At 67.1% G+C, this 15581-nt stretch carries 15 protein-coding genes; 6 read left to right on the top strand and 9 right to left on the bottom strand.

The annotated features are described in order from the left end of the window. Nucleotides 1–53 precede the first annotated feature (53 nt). The 3 genes from A6E15_RS08855 to A6E15_RS08845 all read left to right on the top strand — a co-directional run bounded on the left by A6E15_RS08855 (nucleotide 54) and on the right by A6E15_RS08845 (nucleotide 3404). Entirely contained in the window at nucleotides 54–1259 is a 1206-nt protein-coding gene (locus A6E15_RS08855) for an AMP-binding protein (RefSeq protein ID WP_076145582.1), read from the top strand. Between the two features lie 50 nt (nucleotides 1260–1309). Then, nucleotides 1310–2503 (top strand): dihydropteroate synthase, encoded by a 1194-nt coding sequence (gene folP / locus A6E15_RS08850; protein ID WP_076145581.1) that lies wholly within the window; start codon nucleotides 1310–1312, stop codon nucleotides 2501–2503. Between the two features lie 190 nt (nucleotides 2504–2693). After that, nucleotides 2694–3404: a 6-hydroxymethylpterin diphosphokinase MptE-like protein gene (locus A6E15_RS08845; RefSeq protein WP_076145579.1), complete on the top strand. Its 711-nt coding sequence runs from the start codon at nucleotides 2694–2696 to the stop codon at nucleotides 3402–3404. Here the strand turns inward: A6E15_RS08845 and A6E15_RS08840 are convergent. Together A6E15_RS08840 and A6E15_RS21375 are read right to left on the bottom strand one after the other, a co-directional pair. Beyond that, on the bottom strand, nucleotides 3398–3586 hold the full coding sequence (locus A6E15_RS08840) for a hypothetical protein (protein WP_076145578.1): 189 nt from the start codon (nucleotides 3584–3586) through the stop codon (nucleotides 3398–3400). The genes A6E15_RS08845 and A6E15_RS08840 overlap by 7 nt on opposite strands. Before the next feature lie 704 nt (nucleotides 3587–4290). After that, nucleotides 4291–4452: a hypothetical protein gene (locus A6E15_RS21375; RefSeq protein ID WP_245800549.1), complete on the bottom strand. Its 162-nt coding sequence runs from the start codon at nucleotides 4450–4452 to the stop codon at nucleotides 4291–4293. 209 nt (nucleotides 4453–4661) lie between these two features. Between A6E15_RS21375 and A6E15_RS08830 the strand changes: the two genes are divergently transcribed. Continuing rightward, a complete protein-coding gene (locus A6E15_RS08830) occupies nucleotides 4662–5096 on the top strand; it encodes a hypothetical protein (RefSeq protein WP_076145576.1) in 435 nt (144 codons plus the stop codon). On the opposite strand, the gene A6E15_RS08825 is transcribed toward A6E15_RS08830, so the two are convergent. Beyond that, complete coding sequence (locus tag A6E15_RS08825) at nucleotides 5093–6253, bottom strand: tubulin/FtsZ family protein (RefSeq protein WP_076145574.1); 1161 nt, start codon at nucleotides 6251–6253, stop codon at nucleotides 5093–5095. The genes A6E15_RS08830 and A6E15_RS08825 overlap by 4 nt on opposite strands. A gap of 314 nt (nucleotides 6254–6567) precedes the next feature. On the opposite strand from A6E15_RS08825, the gene A6E15_RS08820 reads away from it, so the two are divergent. Both A6E15_RS08820 and A6E15_RS08815 read left to right on the top strand, forming a co-directional pair. Beyond that, nucleotides 6568–7974, top strand: a complete 1407-nt coding sequence (locus A6E15_RS08820; RefSeq protein WP_076145572.1) for a cryptochrome/photolyase family protein — start codon at nucleotides 6568–6570, stop codon at nucleotides 7972–7974. A gap of 192 nt (nucleotides 7975–8166) precedes the next feature. Beyond that, nucleotides 8167–8472, top strand: a complete 306-nt coding sequence (locus tag A6E15_RS08815; RefSeq protein ID WP_076145571.1) for a HalOD1 output domain-containing protein — start codon at nucleotides 8167–8169, stop codon at nucleotides 8470–8472. Nucleotides 8473–8478: 6 nt separating this feature from the next. Here the strand turns inward: A6E15_RS08815 and A6E15_RS08810 are convergent, their stop codons facing one another. The 6 genes from A6E15_RS08810 to A6E15_RS08785 form a co-directional block, all read right to left on the bottom strand. Further along, nucleotides 8479–9447, bottom strand: coding sequence for a sugar phosphate isomerase/epimerase family protein (locus A6E15_RS08810; protein ID WP_076145569.1), 969 nt, complete (start codon nucleotides 9445–9447; stop codon nucleotides 8479–8481). Between the two features lie 87 nt (nucleotides 9448–9534). After that, nucleotides 9535–10614 (bottom strand): Gfo/Idh/MocA family protein, encoded by a 1080-nt coding sequence (locus A6E15_RS08805; protein WP_076145568.1) that lies wholly within the window; start codon nucleotides 10612–10614, stop codon nucleotides 9535–9537. A gap of 129 nt (nucleotides 10615–10743) precedes the next feature. Further along, nucleotides 10744–11931, bottom strand: coding sequence for an ABC transporter ATP-binding protein (locus A6E15_RS08800; protein WP_076145566.1), 1188 nt, complete (start codon nucleotides 11929–11931; stop codon nucleotides 10744–10746). A 4-nt stretch (nucleotides 11932–11935) separates the two neighbouring features. Further along, nucleotides 11936–13021: a carbohydrate ABC transporter permease gene (locus A6E15_RS08795; RefSeq protein ID WP_076145565.1), complete on the bottom strand. Its 1086-nt coding sequence runs from the start codon at nucleotides 13019–13021 to the stop codon at nucleotides 11936–11938. Next, a complete protein-coding gene (locus A6E15_RS08790; protein WP_076148274.1) occupies nucleotides 13021–14064 on the bottom strand; it encodes a carbohydrate ABC transporter permease in 1044 nt (347 codons plus the stop codon). The genes A6E15_RS08795 and A6E15_RS08790 overlap by 1 nt, the downstream gene beginning before the upstream one ends. Beyond that, nucleotides 14054–15508, bottom strand: a complete 1455-nt coding sequence (locus A6E15_RS08785) for an extracellular solute-binding protein (protein WP_076145563.1) — start codon at nucleotides 15506–15508, stop codon at nucleotides 14054–14056. Before A6E15_RS08785 ends, A6E15_RS08790 begins: the two co-directional genes overlap by 11 nt. Nucleotides 15509–15581 lie beyond the last annotated feature (73 nt).

The raw sequence follows: 15581 nt of genomic DNA, 5'->3' as shown, positions 1-15581 counted from the left end.
AAATTCTGCCTGTAGTAAATTCTTATAAACATTTGAATCGTGGGTGTGGATAGATGACGAATTTCGTAACCGAACTCCGATCGTCGATACGAAACGATCCCGAAGCGACGGCTATCGATTGCGAGGATCCGATGACGTTTTCGCAGCTTTGGTCCGCGATGGATTCGTTCGCGGGCGGCCTTCAGGAGCGGGAGATCACGGCCGGCGATCGGATCGCGATTCACGTTGCCGATCCGCGCCCGGTTCTCGTCGCTGCCTACGGCGCTCTCAGGGCCGGGTGCGTTCCCGTCACGCTCCCGGCGGCCTACGAGAACCGAGACGTGAGACGCGTCCTGAGCGATACCGGGGCGGCGGCACTCGTGACGGACTCGAGTCCGATCATGCCCCTCCTGACGGGTAGCGAACCGCTGCGTGTCGCCATCACCGTCGACTCGGATACTCGGATGGGCGTCTCGTTTACCGACTTCGTCGACAACGACGGGATGAACGGCTCGAACTCGCGGACCGGAATCGACATCGTGCGACGAGCGGACGAGGCACCGGCGCTGATCGCCTACGTCGATCGCGACGAGCGCCCGCCCGTCGCCGCCGCCTACACGCACGCGTCCCTGAATGCGGCCGCGAGCGCGCGACCGGGGGTTCCCGGCGACGGCTCCACCCCGCTCGAGTCCCACCGTAGCGCGTTGCCCCTTTCGGACCCGATCGAGTTCGCGCACGGTGCGAACGCGACGCTTACAGACGGCGGTCGATACCGGCCGATAGCGGCCGCCGATCGGACGACGCTGCGCTCGTTGCTCGTGACGACCGAGGCCGAGCGGACGTTCGTCACTCCGGGTCAGTACCGTGATCTCCGCTCGAACGGGGGCGTCGACGACGGCGGACTCCGCGTCGTGGAATCGACGCGAGCGACGTTCGGGACGGAGGACGGTGATCCAGGCGACGCCGTTCGGCTGTGTGGGCTCCCCGAAACCGGGCTGACACACGTGCGAACGCCGGCCGACGTCGCGTCCGGATCGATCGGCGACCCGCTCCCCGGAATCCGGGCGCGAGTCGTCGACGACGGGGCCGGCGACGAACTCGCGGTCACCGGCACTGCGGTCAGGGACGACTCCCTCGACCCCTCCTCGCCGACCGACGAGCAAACGGTAACGATCGATGGAACGCGCTGGGTCAGGACGGGCGTTCCGGCGTGTTCCGAACGCGGCGAGATCCGTCGCCGGACGGACGCGGATCCCGTCCGTCCGACCACGAGCCGATAGCGGTTCGCCGGAACCACGATACCTTTTTGCATCGATTCCTCAGACCGGGTATGCACAACGTCGACGCCGCCGGCCTAGGGATCGGTGACGACCACCCGCCCCGGATCATGGGCGTATTGAACGTCAGCGAGGAGTCACCGTACGATCCCAGCGTCTACGACGATCCCGGCGACGCGGCCCGCTACGTCGACGAGGAACTGATCGGCGAAGGTGCCGATATCGTCGACGTCGGCCTCGAGTCCGCGAACAAACGCTTCGACGTCCTCTCGGCCGAGGAGGAACTCGAGCGGCTGCCGATCGCGCTCGAGACGCTCGAGAGCGTCTCCGGCGACGCCGTCTTCTCCATCGAGACCCGGTACGCCGAGGTCGCCGACGAGGCGCTCTCGCAGGGGTTCGACATGGTCAACGACATCGCGGGCTTCGCCGATCCCGAGATGCCGACCGTCTGTGAGGACCACGACGTCGCCGTCGCGAAGATGGCCAGTCCGCCCGACCTCGAGCGCCCCGGCGCGGTCGAGGAGACCGACTGGGTGTCTCGGAAGTCTTCCGACTGGGCGGCCGATGCGGACTACGTCGATCAGGTCTACGAGGCGTTGAAACAGAACGGCCTGACGGACAAGACCATCGTCGACCCCGCCTTCGGCGGCTGGAGCGAGGCCCAGACGGTCGCCGACGATCGGGAGACGTTCCGTCGACTCCGGGAGTTTCGGGCGCTCGAGCGGCCGATGCTGGTGTCGATCAATCGGAAGAACTTCCTCGGGGAGGTCGCCGACCGCGAGACGGAGGAACGGTTGCCGGTGAGCCTGGCGGCGACTTCGATGGCCGTCGAGCGCGGCGCGCACGTGATCCGGACCCACGACGTGGCCGAGACGCGGGACGCGGCCCTGATCGGGAAAGCGTTCACCGAGCGACGGGCCGCGACGGTCGCGGGGATCGGCGTGTCGCAACTGGACGTCCACTCGACGGTCGAGTTCCGGGCGCAACTGCGAGCGCGCGGCGTCGATCCCGACTTCGCCGACGACTGGCAGGCCCAACTCCTCGAGATCGACGGACTCGATGCCGACGCGGGCGAGCGATTGACGGCAGTGGCGGCCGACCACGGAGCAGTCGTCCAACGCGCGTCAGACGGCCGACTGCTGCTCGTGGGGTCGACGACATCGGTTTCCGGCGTTGCAACGGATCTCGCGTCCCGAGACGGCCGTTTGGGCGCGCTCGGTGAGAAGCTGTCAGAACTGCTGCGTTAAGAGAAAGCTTATACCGGATGCATCAAAATGTGGGAGTGGACGCCGGGCGGCCTCCCGGGTAGGGGTACTTTGGAGGCGACCCCCGGCCCACATCACGGAATTATTGTGGCCCTACGCCGACCAGCGACGGCCCCGCGTCGACCGGCAGTGAGTCCCGAAGGTCCAAACCGATAGCGCCGCGAATACCCGCATGGAGTTCGACGAGTGGGAACCGGTCTACGAGGCCATCCTCGAGGACTTCGGCTACGGTCGGGCCGGCGACGAGCGCGGCCGCGACCTGCTGGCATCGCTACTCGAGACGTCGTTCGACCCGTCGGCGCTGCCGATCGGGCCGGAGACGACGGTGGCCGTCGCGGGGGCCGGGCCGTCGCTGACCGATGAGCGGAGCCTCGAGCGGGCCTACGAGGCCGAGGTTGTCCTCGCCGCGTCGACAGCCGTCGACACGCTCGCGAGCCACGGAATCGATACCGACTGTATGGTGACCGATCTCGACAAGAATCCGGGGACCGTCGAGCGGCTCACCGATCGGGGCGTTCCGGTCGCGGTTCACGGCCACGGCGACAACCGCGAGGCGATCCGCGAGGTCGTTCCGAACTGTGACCACGCGTACGTCCTGCCGACGACCCAGGCCGCACCAGCGGGACCGGTCCGGAACGTCGGGGGCTTTACCGACGGCGATCGGGCGGCGTTTCTGGCGGATCACCTGGGCGCCGGCGATCTCGTCTTCGTCGGCTGGGACTTCGATGATCCCGCGGTCGATAACACGAAAGCGCACAAACTCGAGTGGGCCGAGCGGTTGCTCTACTGGCTCGAGCGCCGACGCGACGAGCGGTTCGGTCTCCTCGACGGGCGACGGGACGGGATCGAAACCGCTCCGCTCCCGATCGATCCGCGTCACTGAATCCGATACTCGACGATGTCGTCACAGCCACAGGCCGGACACGTCGCGGCCGACTCGATCGTCGTCCCACACCGCCGACACTCCTCGATCACCGTCCGGTCGTCGCTCCGGAGCAATACCGCCTCGAGCGTCTTTCGTACGGTCGATCCGGTCGTGGAGTCGCTCCCCGCTGGTTCGCTCATGAGAGTTCGGTCACGCATATCATAGTTCGTTATTGTCCGATTATCCGAACTGACACGAACGGCGATGCGATCCGGACCGAGAACCGATGGCCCACAGTGGTCTCCCGCGGCGGTAATCGGCCCCTATAGTAGCTCTTGAAACGATTCACACACCGATCACAACGCCTGTCCTGCGACCGGGTGTGCATTGACTTTCAACAGCTACTATAGACGCCCGTCTCGCGGGTCGACGGCTCCCGGTCGACGGGCCGGTAGCGACGCGGTGTCTCCTCGAGGCGGCCGACGCTGCCCCGCCGCTCGAGCGCCCGCAGGTGCGCCGCCGCCTCGCCCGCGCCGAACTTGACGTGTATCCCCGCGAGATCGCCGAACAGGTCGCCGGCGAGGCTCCAGAGGGTCGCAGTGCCCCGTCGATCGAAGGCTGTCAGTACCCGTCGGGACCGATCCCGGCGGTGTGACAGGATCTCGCTGACGCGCCCGGACTCGACGGCGGTGCCGTGTCCGGGCAGGAGCCGCTCGGGTCGGTCGGCGAGTCGCTCGAGCGTGCGCCGAAAGGCCGCCAGCGGGCCGTGATCGATCGCCGCGCCCCCGGCCGCCGCGCGTCGCCGGCCCCCATCGCTAGCGTCGCGTCCGCGGCCGCGGGCAGTCGCGGCGCGAGGCCGGCGTGGTCGCGTGCCAGGGGGTCACGAGGACGGACGCCAGCGCCGTCAGTTCGACGCCGGCTCCCTCGAGACTCGCCCGGAGACCGCGCCACGCGCGGTCGGCGGCCCGGGGTCGACGACGGACCGATCGCCGACGAGGTACGCACTGTTGGTCCCTTCCGGCGCGTCCCCGCCGACGTCGATACGCGTGATCTCGCCGGCAGTCATTCCCGCGGCTCTCGAGTGGCGGACGACTTATAATAGCCACTGAACGTCATTGCATACCTGATCGCACGACAGCGTTGCAATCAGTGTGAACCGTTTCAGTGGCTACTATAGTTCCCCGTCGTTCGGTCGTCGTTCCCGGTCCGTCCGGGGCCGTTCCCCTCGGCCCGCTGGGAACAACAGTTAAGACGGATACGTGACCACGATAGGACGTGGATCAACGACTCATCGCGACGACGCCGTTTCTCGTCTATCTGGCGTTGTGTGGGCTGTTCTGGCTGGCCCAGTCGACGGTCGAGGCTCCGCTCACACTGGGTCAGCCGGCGTTTCTCGCCACCGTCGGGCTGTTCGTTCCGCTCCTCGCGGTCGGCCTGATCTGGATCCGAAACTACGCCTACGGCGCGCCGCTTCTGGTCTCGTCGATGGTGGCCACCGCCTGGTTCGTCACGTACTTCTTCTTCGTTCACGACAACCCGGCGAACGCCCTCGCCGTCTCCGGGACCGGTGCGACCGCCTTCCTGACCGCGACGATCGGCGTCGTCTCGGGAGCGGTGGTCACCGCCGGGGTGGGCTGCTGGCTGTGGTACCGGGAGAGTCCGAGCTTCCGGTCCGCGGTCGACGAACTTCGCGGTCCCTCGCGGAACTAAAACAGCGCGTCGAGTTTGCCGCCGGTGTCCAGCAGGGAGGCGAACTCCTCGTCGGCCTGTGCCCGCACGTCCTCGGTCGTCTCCTGGGCCTCGATCGCGACCTGCTGGAGCTGATCGATCCGCGGCACGTCGGTCACCCCCGATAGCAGGACGATCGTCCCGACCTCGTTCCGATCGGGCAGGGGGTAGTCGCCGCCGCGGATCTCCATGCTGCCGGTCTCGTCCTCGAGCCACTGGCGGCCGCGCTCGACGCCCTTGCGGTTGAGCCGGCTCGGCGGGCCGGTGGCGACGACCAGCCCGCGGTCGGCGCTGGCGACGTCACAGGGCAGGGTCAGCCGGCCGAGCGCGGCCTTGCGGACGAGACTCGTCAGTCGGTTGGTCGCGGTACCCTCGTCGAACCCGTCGTCGCCGGTCAGCGACGAGAGCAGGCCGTCGTCGATCTCGACCGTCTCGCTGGCGTAGCCGATCGTGGAGACGCCGCCGCCCGAGAGCGTGTTGATGATCTCCGAGGAGTCGACGACGCTCTCGGCGACGTGGTCGCCCTCGTCCATCTCGCCGGCGGCAAAGAGGAGGCCGAACCGCTCGACGATCTCGCGGTTGATCCGGTCGTAACCGCCTTCGACGGACTCGCCGGCGCTGCGCCACGCGTCGTTGTCGAAGACCAGCAGGTTGTCGACCTCGTCGACGAAGGTGCGAAACGACCGCGCGGCGTTGAGCGTGTAGATCCCGCCCTCGTCGGTCCCGGGGAGGATCCCGAGCCCGTAGACGGGCTGGGTGTAGATCCGCCGGAGGTGTTTCGCGAGGACCGGTGCGCCGCCGCTCCCGGTGCCGCCGCCCATCCCGGCGACGACGAGGAAGGCGTCGATCTCGTGGACCGGGATCCGGTCGATCGCCCCCTGAATCTCGTCGATGTCCGCCTCGGCGATTGCCGCGCCGAGTTCGTTGTCCGCGCCGACGCCGTGGCCTTTCACCCGGGCCTGCCCGACGAGGACGCGGTTCCGTTCCGGGACGCGCTCGAGCCCCTGCAGATCCGTCGTCGCGGAGTTGACCGCGATCGCGGACTCGACGAAGCCGCCGCCGGTCCGCTCGTCGAACGCCAGGAACTCGTCGACTACCTTCCCGCCTGCCTGACCGAAACCGATGAGTGCGAGTTTCATAGCTGTCTGTCGTGGCCGTTCCCCGGCGCGACCGCGACCGATCAGTTTGGGTCGGCCGACGCGACCGGGACGGGAACGGGTTCCACGGCTCGAGCGTCGACATCGCCGGCCATTGTTATGGTCGACATATACTCGATTAAAAGATACTCCTCACAATATTACTATTCGGTAAGAAGTACTTTCAGTGATTAAGTACAGTATTCGTTTCGTGACTGTCGGGTGACGATGGTCATCGACGGCTCCCGGAGATGAGAACCCGACGCTCGCCTCGCCGCCATCCCTACGCTTTCGGTCCTCGAGTCCCGACTGCGACCGTGAACGTCTTCTGGCACCGCCGGGATCTCCGGCCCGCCGACAACCGCGGACTGGCACGCGCTGCGGCCGCCGACGAGCGAGTCGTCCCGCTGTTCGTCCTCGATCCGACGGTCCTCGACCACGCCTCGCCCGTCCGGGTCGCGACGTTGCTCGCGGCGCTCGCGGACCTGCGGTCGCAGTACCGAGAGCGCGGGAGCGACCTGCTTGTCGTCCGCGGCGAGGCGAGCGCGGCCGTGCCCGAGGTCGCGAGCGAGTACGACGCGAAGAGGGTCGTCTGGAACGAGGACTACAGCGGGCTCGCACGCGAGCGCGATCGGGCCATCCGGGCGGCCCTCGAGGACGCGGACATCGCCGCCGAGTCGCTCCACGACGCGATCCATCACGAACCGGGCTCGATCACGCCCAATCAGGGCGATCACTACTCGGTGTTTTCCTACTTCTGGAAGAAGTGGCGCGACCGGGACAAGCGCGAACCCGCGGCCGAACCGGACGCGGACGACCTCGCGGCCGTCTCGGGCGATCCGATCCCGACGCTTTCGGACCTCGGATTCGACGAGCCCGAGGCGACGCCGCCGACGGTGACGACGGCGGCGGCTCGAGAGCGGGTCGCCGACTTCTGTTCGGGGCCCATCTACGACTACGCGGAGCGGCGCGATTTCCCGGCCGAGAGCGGGACCTCGCGGCTCTCGCCGCAACTGAAGTGGGGGACGATCGGGCCGCGGGAGCTGTACGCGGCGACCGAACGGGCCGCCGACCGAGCCGAGAGCGACGACGACCGCGAGAGCGTCCGCGAGTTCCAGCGCCAACTCGCCTGGCGGGAGTTCTACGCCCACGTCCTCGCGTTCAATCCCGAGACCGTCACCGAGGACTTCAGCGGCTACGAGAACGAGATCGAGTGGCGCGACGATCCCGACGCGCTCGCCGCGTGGCAGGCCGGCGAAACGGGGTGTCCGATCGTCGACGCGGGGATGCGCCAGCTCCGGAGCGAGGGGTGGATGCACAACCGCGTGCGGATGCTCGTGGCCTCGTTTCTGACCAAGGACCTCCTGCTCGACTGGCGGGCCGGCTACGACTGGTTCCGCCGGACGCTGGCCGACCACGACACCGCCAACGACGTCGGGGGCTGGCAGTGGGCGGCCTCGACCGGCACTGACGCCCAGCCGTACTTCCGGGTTTTCAACCCGATGAAACAGGCCCGGGAGTACGACCCCGACGCCGAGTACGTCCGCGAGTACGTCCCCGAACTCGCCGACGCGAGTCCCGCGGAGATCCACGGCTGGCACGAACTGTCCGACGCGGAGCGAGAGCAGGTCGCCCCCGACTACCCCGCCCCGATCGTCGACCACGCGACCCGCCGCGAGCAGGCGATCGCGATGTTCGAACGGGCACGCGGTGAGGAGTCGTAGTCCCGTCGATCGGACGGGCAACCGGTTCCGATTCGAACGTTCCGTCCGCCATCCGCGTCAACGTCGGATTGCGGTCTCGTTTACTCGGCGTTCTCTGCGCGGTAATCGATCCCGTCCGATGGTATTACTGGTAGGAATCTAAAACGCCCGTTTGCCACCACCCTTATCCGGCGGACACTCATAGCGGCTAGTATGTCCTCTCCGGACGAACCGTCGACGCCGAATGGAGAGGTGCCGCCCTCTCAGGCGATCATCGAGGCGATCGCCGCACACGAAGGCGTCGACGTCACCGAGATCGAGCCCCCGGCCTACGAGCCGCTGTTTACCGCGGTCAACCCGGAGGCGCTCGACGACCTGTTCCGAACCGCCGCGGGAACCGAAAGCGACGCGGTGGTCACCCTCGAGTACGAGGGTTACGAGATCGTCGTTCGCGCCGACGGCGTCGAGGTTCTCGACCGCGCAGAGGACGAGTCGGTATCTCGCCAGATCGAGGAGTGACGCGACTCACTCGGCCCAGTAGGCCTCGCCCGGCTGCGTCTCGAAGACCGCTCGCTCGAGCAGTTCGATCGCCTTCTCGAGGCCTTCCCGCGCACTCGTTAGCGAATCCTCGTGTTCGATGCTCAGGGTCCCGTCGTAGTCGACTATCCGGAGGGTCGAGACGACGTCCTTCCAGTGGGCCTCGCCGTGGCCGTAGCCGACCGACCGAAAGAGCCACGACCGGTTCGGTTCGTCGTCGTAGGCCGTCGTGTCCAGCACGCCCTTCTCGCGAGCCTGCGCGTCGTAGATCTTGGTGTCTTTGGCGTGGACGTGGTGGATCGCGTCGCGCTCGCCCAGATAGCGGATCGCATCGGTGATCGCGATCCCCTGCCAGTAGAGGTGGGACGGGTCGAAATTCGCCCCGATCCGGTCGCCGGTCTCCTCGCGAAGCCGCGCCAGCCCGTGGGGTTCGTAGATCAGCATGTTCGGATGCATCTCGATCGCCACGTCGACCCCGTGATCGGCGGCGTGGTCGGTGATCTTACCCCAGTAGTCGATCGCCCGTTCCCACTGATACTCGAGCGCGTCGGCGTGTTCGGGCGGCCACGGTGCGGTGATCCAGTTGGGTACCTCGTCGTTCGGCCCGCCCGCGGGCAGCCCCGAGAAACAGGTGACGGCGTCGACCTCGAGCTGGCCGGCCAGCCGGATCGCTTCGCGGAGTTCGGTATCCGCTTTCCCGGCCCGCTCGTCGTCGGGATGAAGCGGGTTGTTGTGGGTCGCGAGCGCGCTGATCTCCATGTCGTACTCCGCGAGCAGATCCCGCAGTTCCGCCTGTTCGGTCTCGTCGTCGAGAAACTCCGACCGCGGAAGGTGATCCTGTCCCGGGTGGCCGCCGACGCCGGGCTCGATCGCGTCGACGCCGAGTCCGTCGAGGTAGGGCAGCGCGCTCTCGAGTCGTTCGTCGGCCAGCGGCGGGGTGTGGACGCCGATCTGCATAGGTCTGGGACCACGGCCGAGGGCATAAAACGGTGGCAGGCAGCCGATGGCGGCCGGTCGCTCGCCGCTTGGGTGTGGCTTCCTTCCTCACTCGTCGATCGTGACCGTCCGTCCCTCCTGGCTCGAGATGTAGATCCCGTCGACGATCCGCTGGACCGTCAGCGCTTCCTGCACGCTGTCGGCGCACGTGCCCACCGCGTTGCCGTCCCCGACGATCCGATCGAAAAAGGCCCGCTGTTCGTCCGAGTGGGTGTCGTTCTGCCGGGTTTCGATCGTCGTGTCCTCGAGGTGGTCGGGGCCGACCTTGCTCGCGGAGTGGACGCTGAGATCACCCTCGAGGAGGTCGAAGCGGGCGGCCGCGTCGGTTCCGCGAGCGACGAACTCGTGGGTCGCCGGCCGGTTGGTCGCCCACGCGACCTCGAGCGAGACGGTTCGACTGTCCGCACAGCGGATGAACGCGCTGGCGGAGTCGTCGACGTCGAACCCGTCGGGGCCGGCGTCCTCGGCCCACATATCGAGGTAGGCGTACTCCTCGCGGGAGCCAAACTCCCCGCGGGAGACGCCGGTCACCTCCTCGAGTGCGGGATAGTCCAGCAGGTACAGCGCGAGGTCGATCGCGTGGACGCCGAGATCGATCAACGCGCCGCCGCCGGCGATCTGCCGGCGGGTAAACCACGAACCCCGCCCGGGGATACCGCGTCGCCGGACGTAGTTGGCCTCGATGTGCGAGACGTCACCGAGATCCCCTCGTTCGATCCGATTTTTGACGATCCGGACCGTGTTCGCAAAGCGGTTGTTGAACCCGATCATGCCGACTCCGTCCGAGGCCGCCGCGGCCTCGGCGATCCGCTCGGCGCTGTCGATCGAGTGGGCCAGTGGCTTCTCGAGGAGGACGTGCAACCCGCGTTCGAACGCGTCGACGGCGTATTCCTCGTGGTACTTGTTCGGAGTCGTGATGATGACGGCATCGACGCCGTCGTACAACGTCCGGTGATCGTCGTAGACGTCGACGTCGTATCGCCGAGCGAACCGCGTCCGGGCCTCGGCGGCGACGTCCATGCCGCCCACCAGCGGGATGCCGAGGTCGACGAGTCGCTCGGCGTGGTACTGGCCGATGTTGCCGAGGCCGACGATGCCGGTTTCGATGTCAGTTCGGTCAGGTGTCATTGTGCGAGGGGGCGGTGCGACCGTCGCGTGTCGATCCGATACATCGGTAGCCGCTATATCGAATGTAGGGGCTCGAGGACCTTCGATCCGTCGCCAAACGACGAGTCGGGGGTCGAACGGGGGAGTCGATCAGCTGTCGGCTTCCGTCGGCGTCGTTCCCGGTTCGCGTCCCGATCGGTCCGTCAGTCCGTGAAGCAAGGCGTCTCCGGTGGCCGTATCGAAGAGGTGGATCTTCGAACGGTCCAACACGACGTCGACGTCCTCGCCCGCCTCGATCTCGGTGTCGGGGGTGACGCTCATCAGCAACTGGTTGGGCGACGTAGCCGGGTCCTGCTCCATCGAGCCCGCCGCGGCCTCGGAGAGCAACAGGTAGACGAAGACCTCGTCGCCCATCGGTTCGAGGACATCGGTCCGGGCCCCGATCCGATCGGTCGAGTCGGTCAGCGAGTCGGCGTACCGGGTCAAGTGGACGTCCTCCGGTCTGACACCGAGGGTAACGGCGTCGCCGACGCCGACTTCCGACAGTTGCGAGGGATCGAGGTCGACGGTGAAGTTGTTCGTCTCGAGGCCGTCCTCGAGGAGCGTCCCCTCGACGAAGTTCATCGACGGCGAGCCGATGAAGCCGGCGACGAAGAGGTTCGTGGGTTCGTTGTAACAGGTAAGCGGCGCGGCGATCTGCTGGAGGCGGCCGTCGTTCAAGACGGCGATCCGGTTGGACATCGTCATCGCCTCGGCTTGGTCGTGTGTGACGTAGATGACCGTCGCGTCCAGCTCCCGGTGGAGCCGCTGGAGTTCGGTCCGCATGTGTACCCGCAACTTCGCGTCGAGGTTGGCAAGCGGCTCGTCCATCAGGAACACGTCGGGGTTGCGCACGATCGCGCGGGCGATGCCGACCCGCTGTTGCTGGCCGCCGGACATCTCCGACGGCATCCGATCGAGCATCCCCTCGAGCTGGACGATATCGGCCGCCTCCTCGACGCGACGACGGACCTCCTCGTCGTCGTACTTCCGGAGCCGCAGCCCGAAGGAGATGTTCTCGTAGACGTCCATGTGGGGGAACAGGGCGATGTTCTGGAAGACCATCGCGACCCCGCGGTCCTTCGGGGCGAGGTCGGTGACGTCGTCGTCGCCGATGTAGATCCGCCCCTCGGTGGGCTGGGTCAGCCCCGCGACCGTCTCCATCGTGGTCGACTTCCCACAGCCCGAGGGGCCGACGAAGGTGACGAACTCGCCGTCCTCGACCTCGAGGCTGACGTCTTCGACCGCCGTTTCCTCACCGTACCGTTTCGTGACGTTCTCGAGTCGTACTCGTGCCATTGTCTTACTCCTTGAGTGCGCCCGCGGTCAGCCCGCTCACGATCTTTTCCTGCGCGATGACCACGAGGATCGCGACGGGGATCACCCCGAGGATGCTCGCGGCGGCCATGAGGTGGTACAGCACCTGGTACTGGCCCTGATAGGCCAGAATGCCGTCGAGGATCGGGGCCCAGTTCTCCGGCTGGCCGTCGGTCATCAGGAACGAGAAGAAGAACTCGTTGTAGACGGCGATGAAGGTCAACACGCCCGCGGTCGCGACGCCGGGGGCAGAGAGGGGAATGATGACCCGGAACAGTGCGCCCAGCCGGGTCGTCCCCTCGACGCGGGCCGCGTCCTCCAGCCCGTCGGGGATCTGCCCGTAGAAGGTCGTGAGGATGAAGATCGCCAGCGGCATGAAGATCGCCGACAGCGGCGTCACGAGGGCGAAGGGCGTGTTGTAGAGAGTGCCGTCGCCGGTGATCGGCTCGAGGAAGACAAAGGAGGTGTTGAACAGGTCGTTCAGCGGGATAAAGAAGGCCGCCGGCGGGAAAAAGGAGATCACCAGCACTAACAGCATCAGCGGCGTGCGGCCGGGGAACTCGAGGCGGCCGAACGCGTAGCCGGCGAGGCTGGCGACGACGAGGACGACGGCCGTCGAGGCCAGCGCGATCACGAAGCTGTTGAACATGTAGACGTGGAAGGGGATGACCCGGAACACCTCGACGAACGCGCCGGGGTTGAAGCCGTTCGGCGTGAAGACGATGTTCTCGAGTTGTCCCTCCGGCGTCAGCGCGACCATGAGCAGCCAGTAGAAGGGAAACAGCGTCGTGACGAGGAAAAAGACCGCGGCGACGTAGAACATCGCCCGGTAGACCCGATCCGGGTTCTCGATGGAGTCGGCGACCCACTGCTGGAACGGGCCCCGGTCGAGTTCCGCGTCCCGGCCGTCTTTGAGGAGCGAGGTGTCGCCGTCGGAGCCGCGCGCGGGCTCGCCGCCGTCGGGGCAGCGGCGCGTCGGATCGGCTCCCGACTCGTCGATGCCGCTGGTATCGCTCGGTTCGGCGGTGTTCGGGCGGTCGGTCGGATCGGTGGTGTCTCGTGAGTCGGTCATCAGTACATCCCTCCGTCGGTGTCGCGGAACAGCAGCAGATAGACGCCGATGATCAGGCCGATGACCAGCGCCGTCGCGAATGCCACGGCGGCGGCCGTCGCGTAGATGCGCGTGCCGCCGAACATCGCCTCGACCACGAGGCAGGTCAGCGACGGCACCGTCGTACAGCCGGCCGTCGACTCGATCAGCCCGAACACCCGCATCGCGTCCATCGTCCGGAACAGCATCGCGACGAGCAGGGCCGGCATCACCAGCGGGAGCGTGATCAGTTTGAACCGCTGCCATGGCGAGGCCCCGGCCACGCGCGCGACGTCGTACAGGCTGCGGTCGACGCTTTGCAGCCCCGCGAGGATCAGCAGGGCCATAAAGGCCGAGGACTTCCAGATGTCGGCCACGAGGATGATGATGAAGGCGTCGCGGCTGTTGGCAAGCGGCGTCGCGCTGAAGATTCCCAGGCTCTGCATGAGATCGGAGCCGAACCCGACCGTCGGCTGAAAGAGGAGGAAGAAGATCATCCCCTGGATGACGATCGGCACCGCCCACGGGAGAATGATCGCCACGCGGACCCACCGTCGCCCCCGGAAGTCCTGATCGAGGACGTAGGCCTGCCCGAACCCGATCACCGTCTCCGTGACGACGCTGATGACCGCGAACGCGAGCGTGACGAAAAGCGCCTGCTGGAAGAACGGGGTCCCGAGTTCGACGAAGGGAAACGACGAAGTCAGCCCCACGTCGAGGAACTGGCGAGCCAGTCGCGCGTTCCCCGTGAGGATGTCGACGTAGTTCTCGATACCGACGAACCCGCCGAGCGGGTCCAGCCCCCGCGTCTGATCGGCGCGCAGCGACGTGATGAACGTCCGGATCATCGGGTAGAACGCGATCAGGGTCAACAGCGCGAACGCCGGCAACAACAGCAGGTAGGCGTACGCCGCCTCGCTCAGCCCCTCCATCCAGTTGACGACGGCGTTGCCGGTCCGCTCCCGGTCCTGCTGTCGCCCGGGTTCGCCGCCGGCTATCCCGTCCGTATCGGTGTCAGTTGCCATCGGCATCTACCTCCGCCTCGCTCTGCTCGAGTTCCTCGGCGAGGTCGTCCATCGCCGCTTCGGGTGATTGCGCGCCTCGATAGGCCGCGTTGACCGCCTGGTAGACCAGCGCCGACTGCTCGGGCCAGAGGTCGGTCGCCGGCCGCGGGATTGCGTTCTCGCTGGCCGACTGGACCACGTCGGCGTAGCGCGCGACCGGTCCGACCTCGTCCGGATCGGCCTCGTCCACCAGTTCGAGGTTCGGTGGGAGATACCCTCCGAGTTCGAACACCGCCAGCATGACCTCCTCGGTCGCGAACGCCTCGAGGATCTGCAGCGCTTCCTCTTGCCGATCTGAGAACGGGCTCACGGCGAGGTTCCAGCCGCCGAGCGCGGCCGTGGTGCCGCCGGTACCCTCGTACTCGGCGTCGGACTCGGAGACTGCGTACGGTCGGGTCATCACGCCCAGATCCTCGCCGAAAACCTCCGCCGCGCCGGTCTGTGCGATCGCGAACGACCAGTTGCGGTTCGCGACGGCGTCGCCGCTGTCGAACGGGTTAAGCGACTCCTGTTCGGTCCACTGGACGATCGACGACGGACAGATCGCCGGGTAGTCGCCGTCGCCGTCGATGAACGACCGCATCATCCGGATCGCGTCGACGGCCGGTTCGTCGTCGACGGTGATCGGGCGCTCGCCGGCGGTAAACAGGTTCCCGGTTCCGCCGAAGTAGGCCCCGCCCCAGGAGGTCATCACCTCGTTGAACGTACAGCAAGCCAGTCCCTCGTAGGCGGCCGCCTGCGTGGTGAACCCGTAGTCGAGATCGGACCCGTCTTGCGCGTCGCGGACCGCCGAGGCGAACTCCTCCCAGCGGGGCGGGTCGGTGCCCCAGCCGCCGGTGTCGTAGCCGGCGTCCTCGAGCAGGTCACGCCGGTACAGGGTAAAGCCCAGATCCGGGAACAGCGGCAGCGCGTGGAGGTCGCCGGACTGGGGATCCCGCGCCGTCTCGAGGATCGCCTCGAGGTAGTCCTCGTTGACGCGTTCGACGACGTCGCTCGAGAGTTCCTCGGTCAGGTTGACCGTCTGGTTCCGGAGGATAAACGGGACCGTCCAGCCGCTGTCCATCATGTGGATGTCCGGCGGGGCCCGACCCGCCTCGAGGGCCGACTGGGCGGTCTGCATCCGGGTCGCGGAGTCGCTGACGACGGTCTGGATCTCGATGCTGATGTTTTCGTCCAGCCCCGCGTCCCAGAGCGCTTGCTGGACCGACGGCCCGTCGCCGTCACTCTGGATGATCCCGGCGACGCCCGAATCGGCGGTCATCACGACGGTGTTCGGGCCCGGGCCCCGACTGAGGCAACCGGCGACCCCCACGGCTCCCGCCGCCGCCGCGGCCGCCGTCCCGGTCAGGAACGACCGCCGTCCGGCGCTGAATCGGTCGCCCCCGACGGTGGTATCTCGTCCCATGCGGGGGGACGGACCACGGTCATCACCTTAATTGTTAGCTGTAAATATGATACTAAAATTTGACTGTCTCGAT

Origin of the sequence: Natrinema saccharevitans (assembly GCF_001953745.1) — an archaeon.
Taxonomy (GTDB): Archaea; Halobacteriota; Halobacteria; order Halobacteriales; family Natrialbaceae; genus Natrinema; species Natrinema saccharevitans.
The sequence above is the reverse complement of the archived record's forward strand: the minus strand, read 5'-3'. Positions and strand labels throughout refer to the sequence as shown.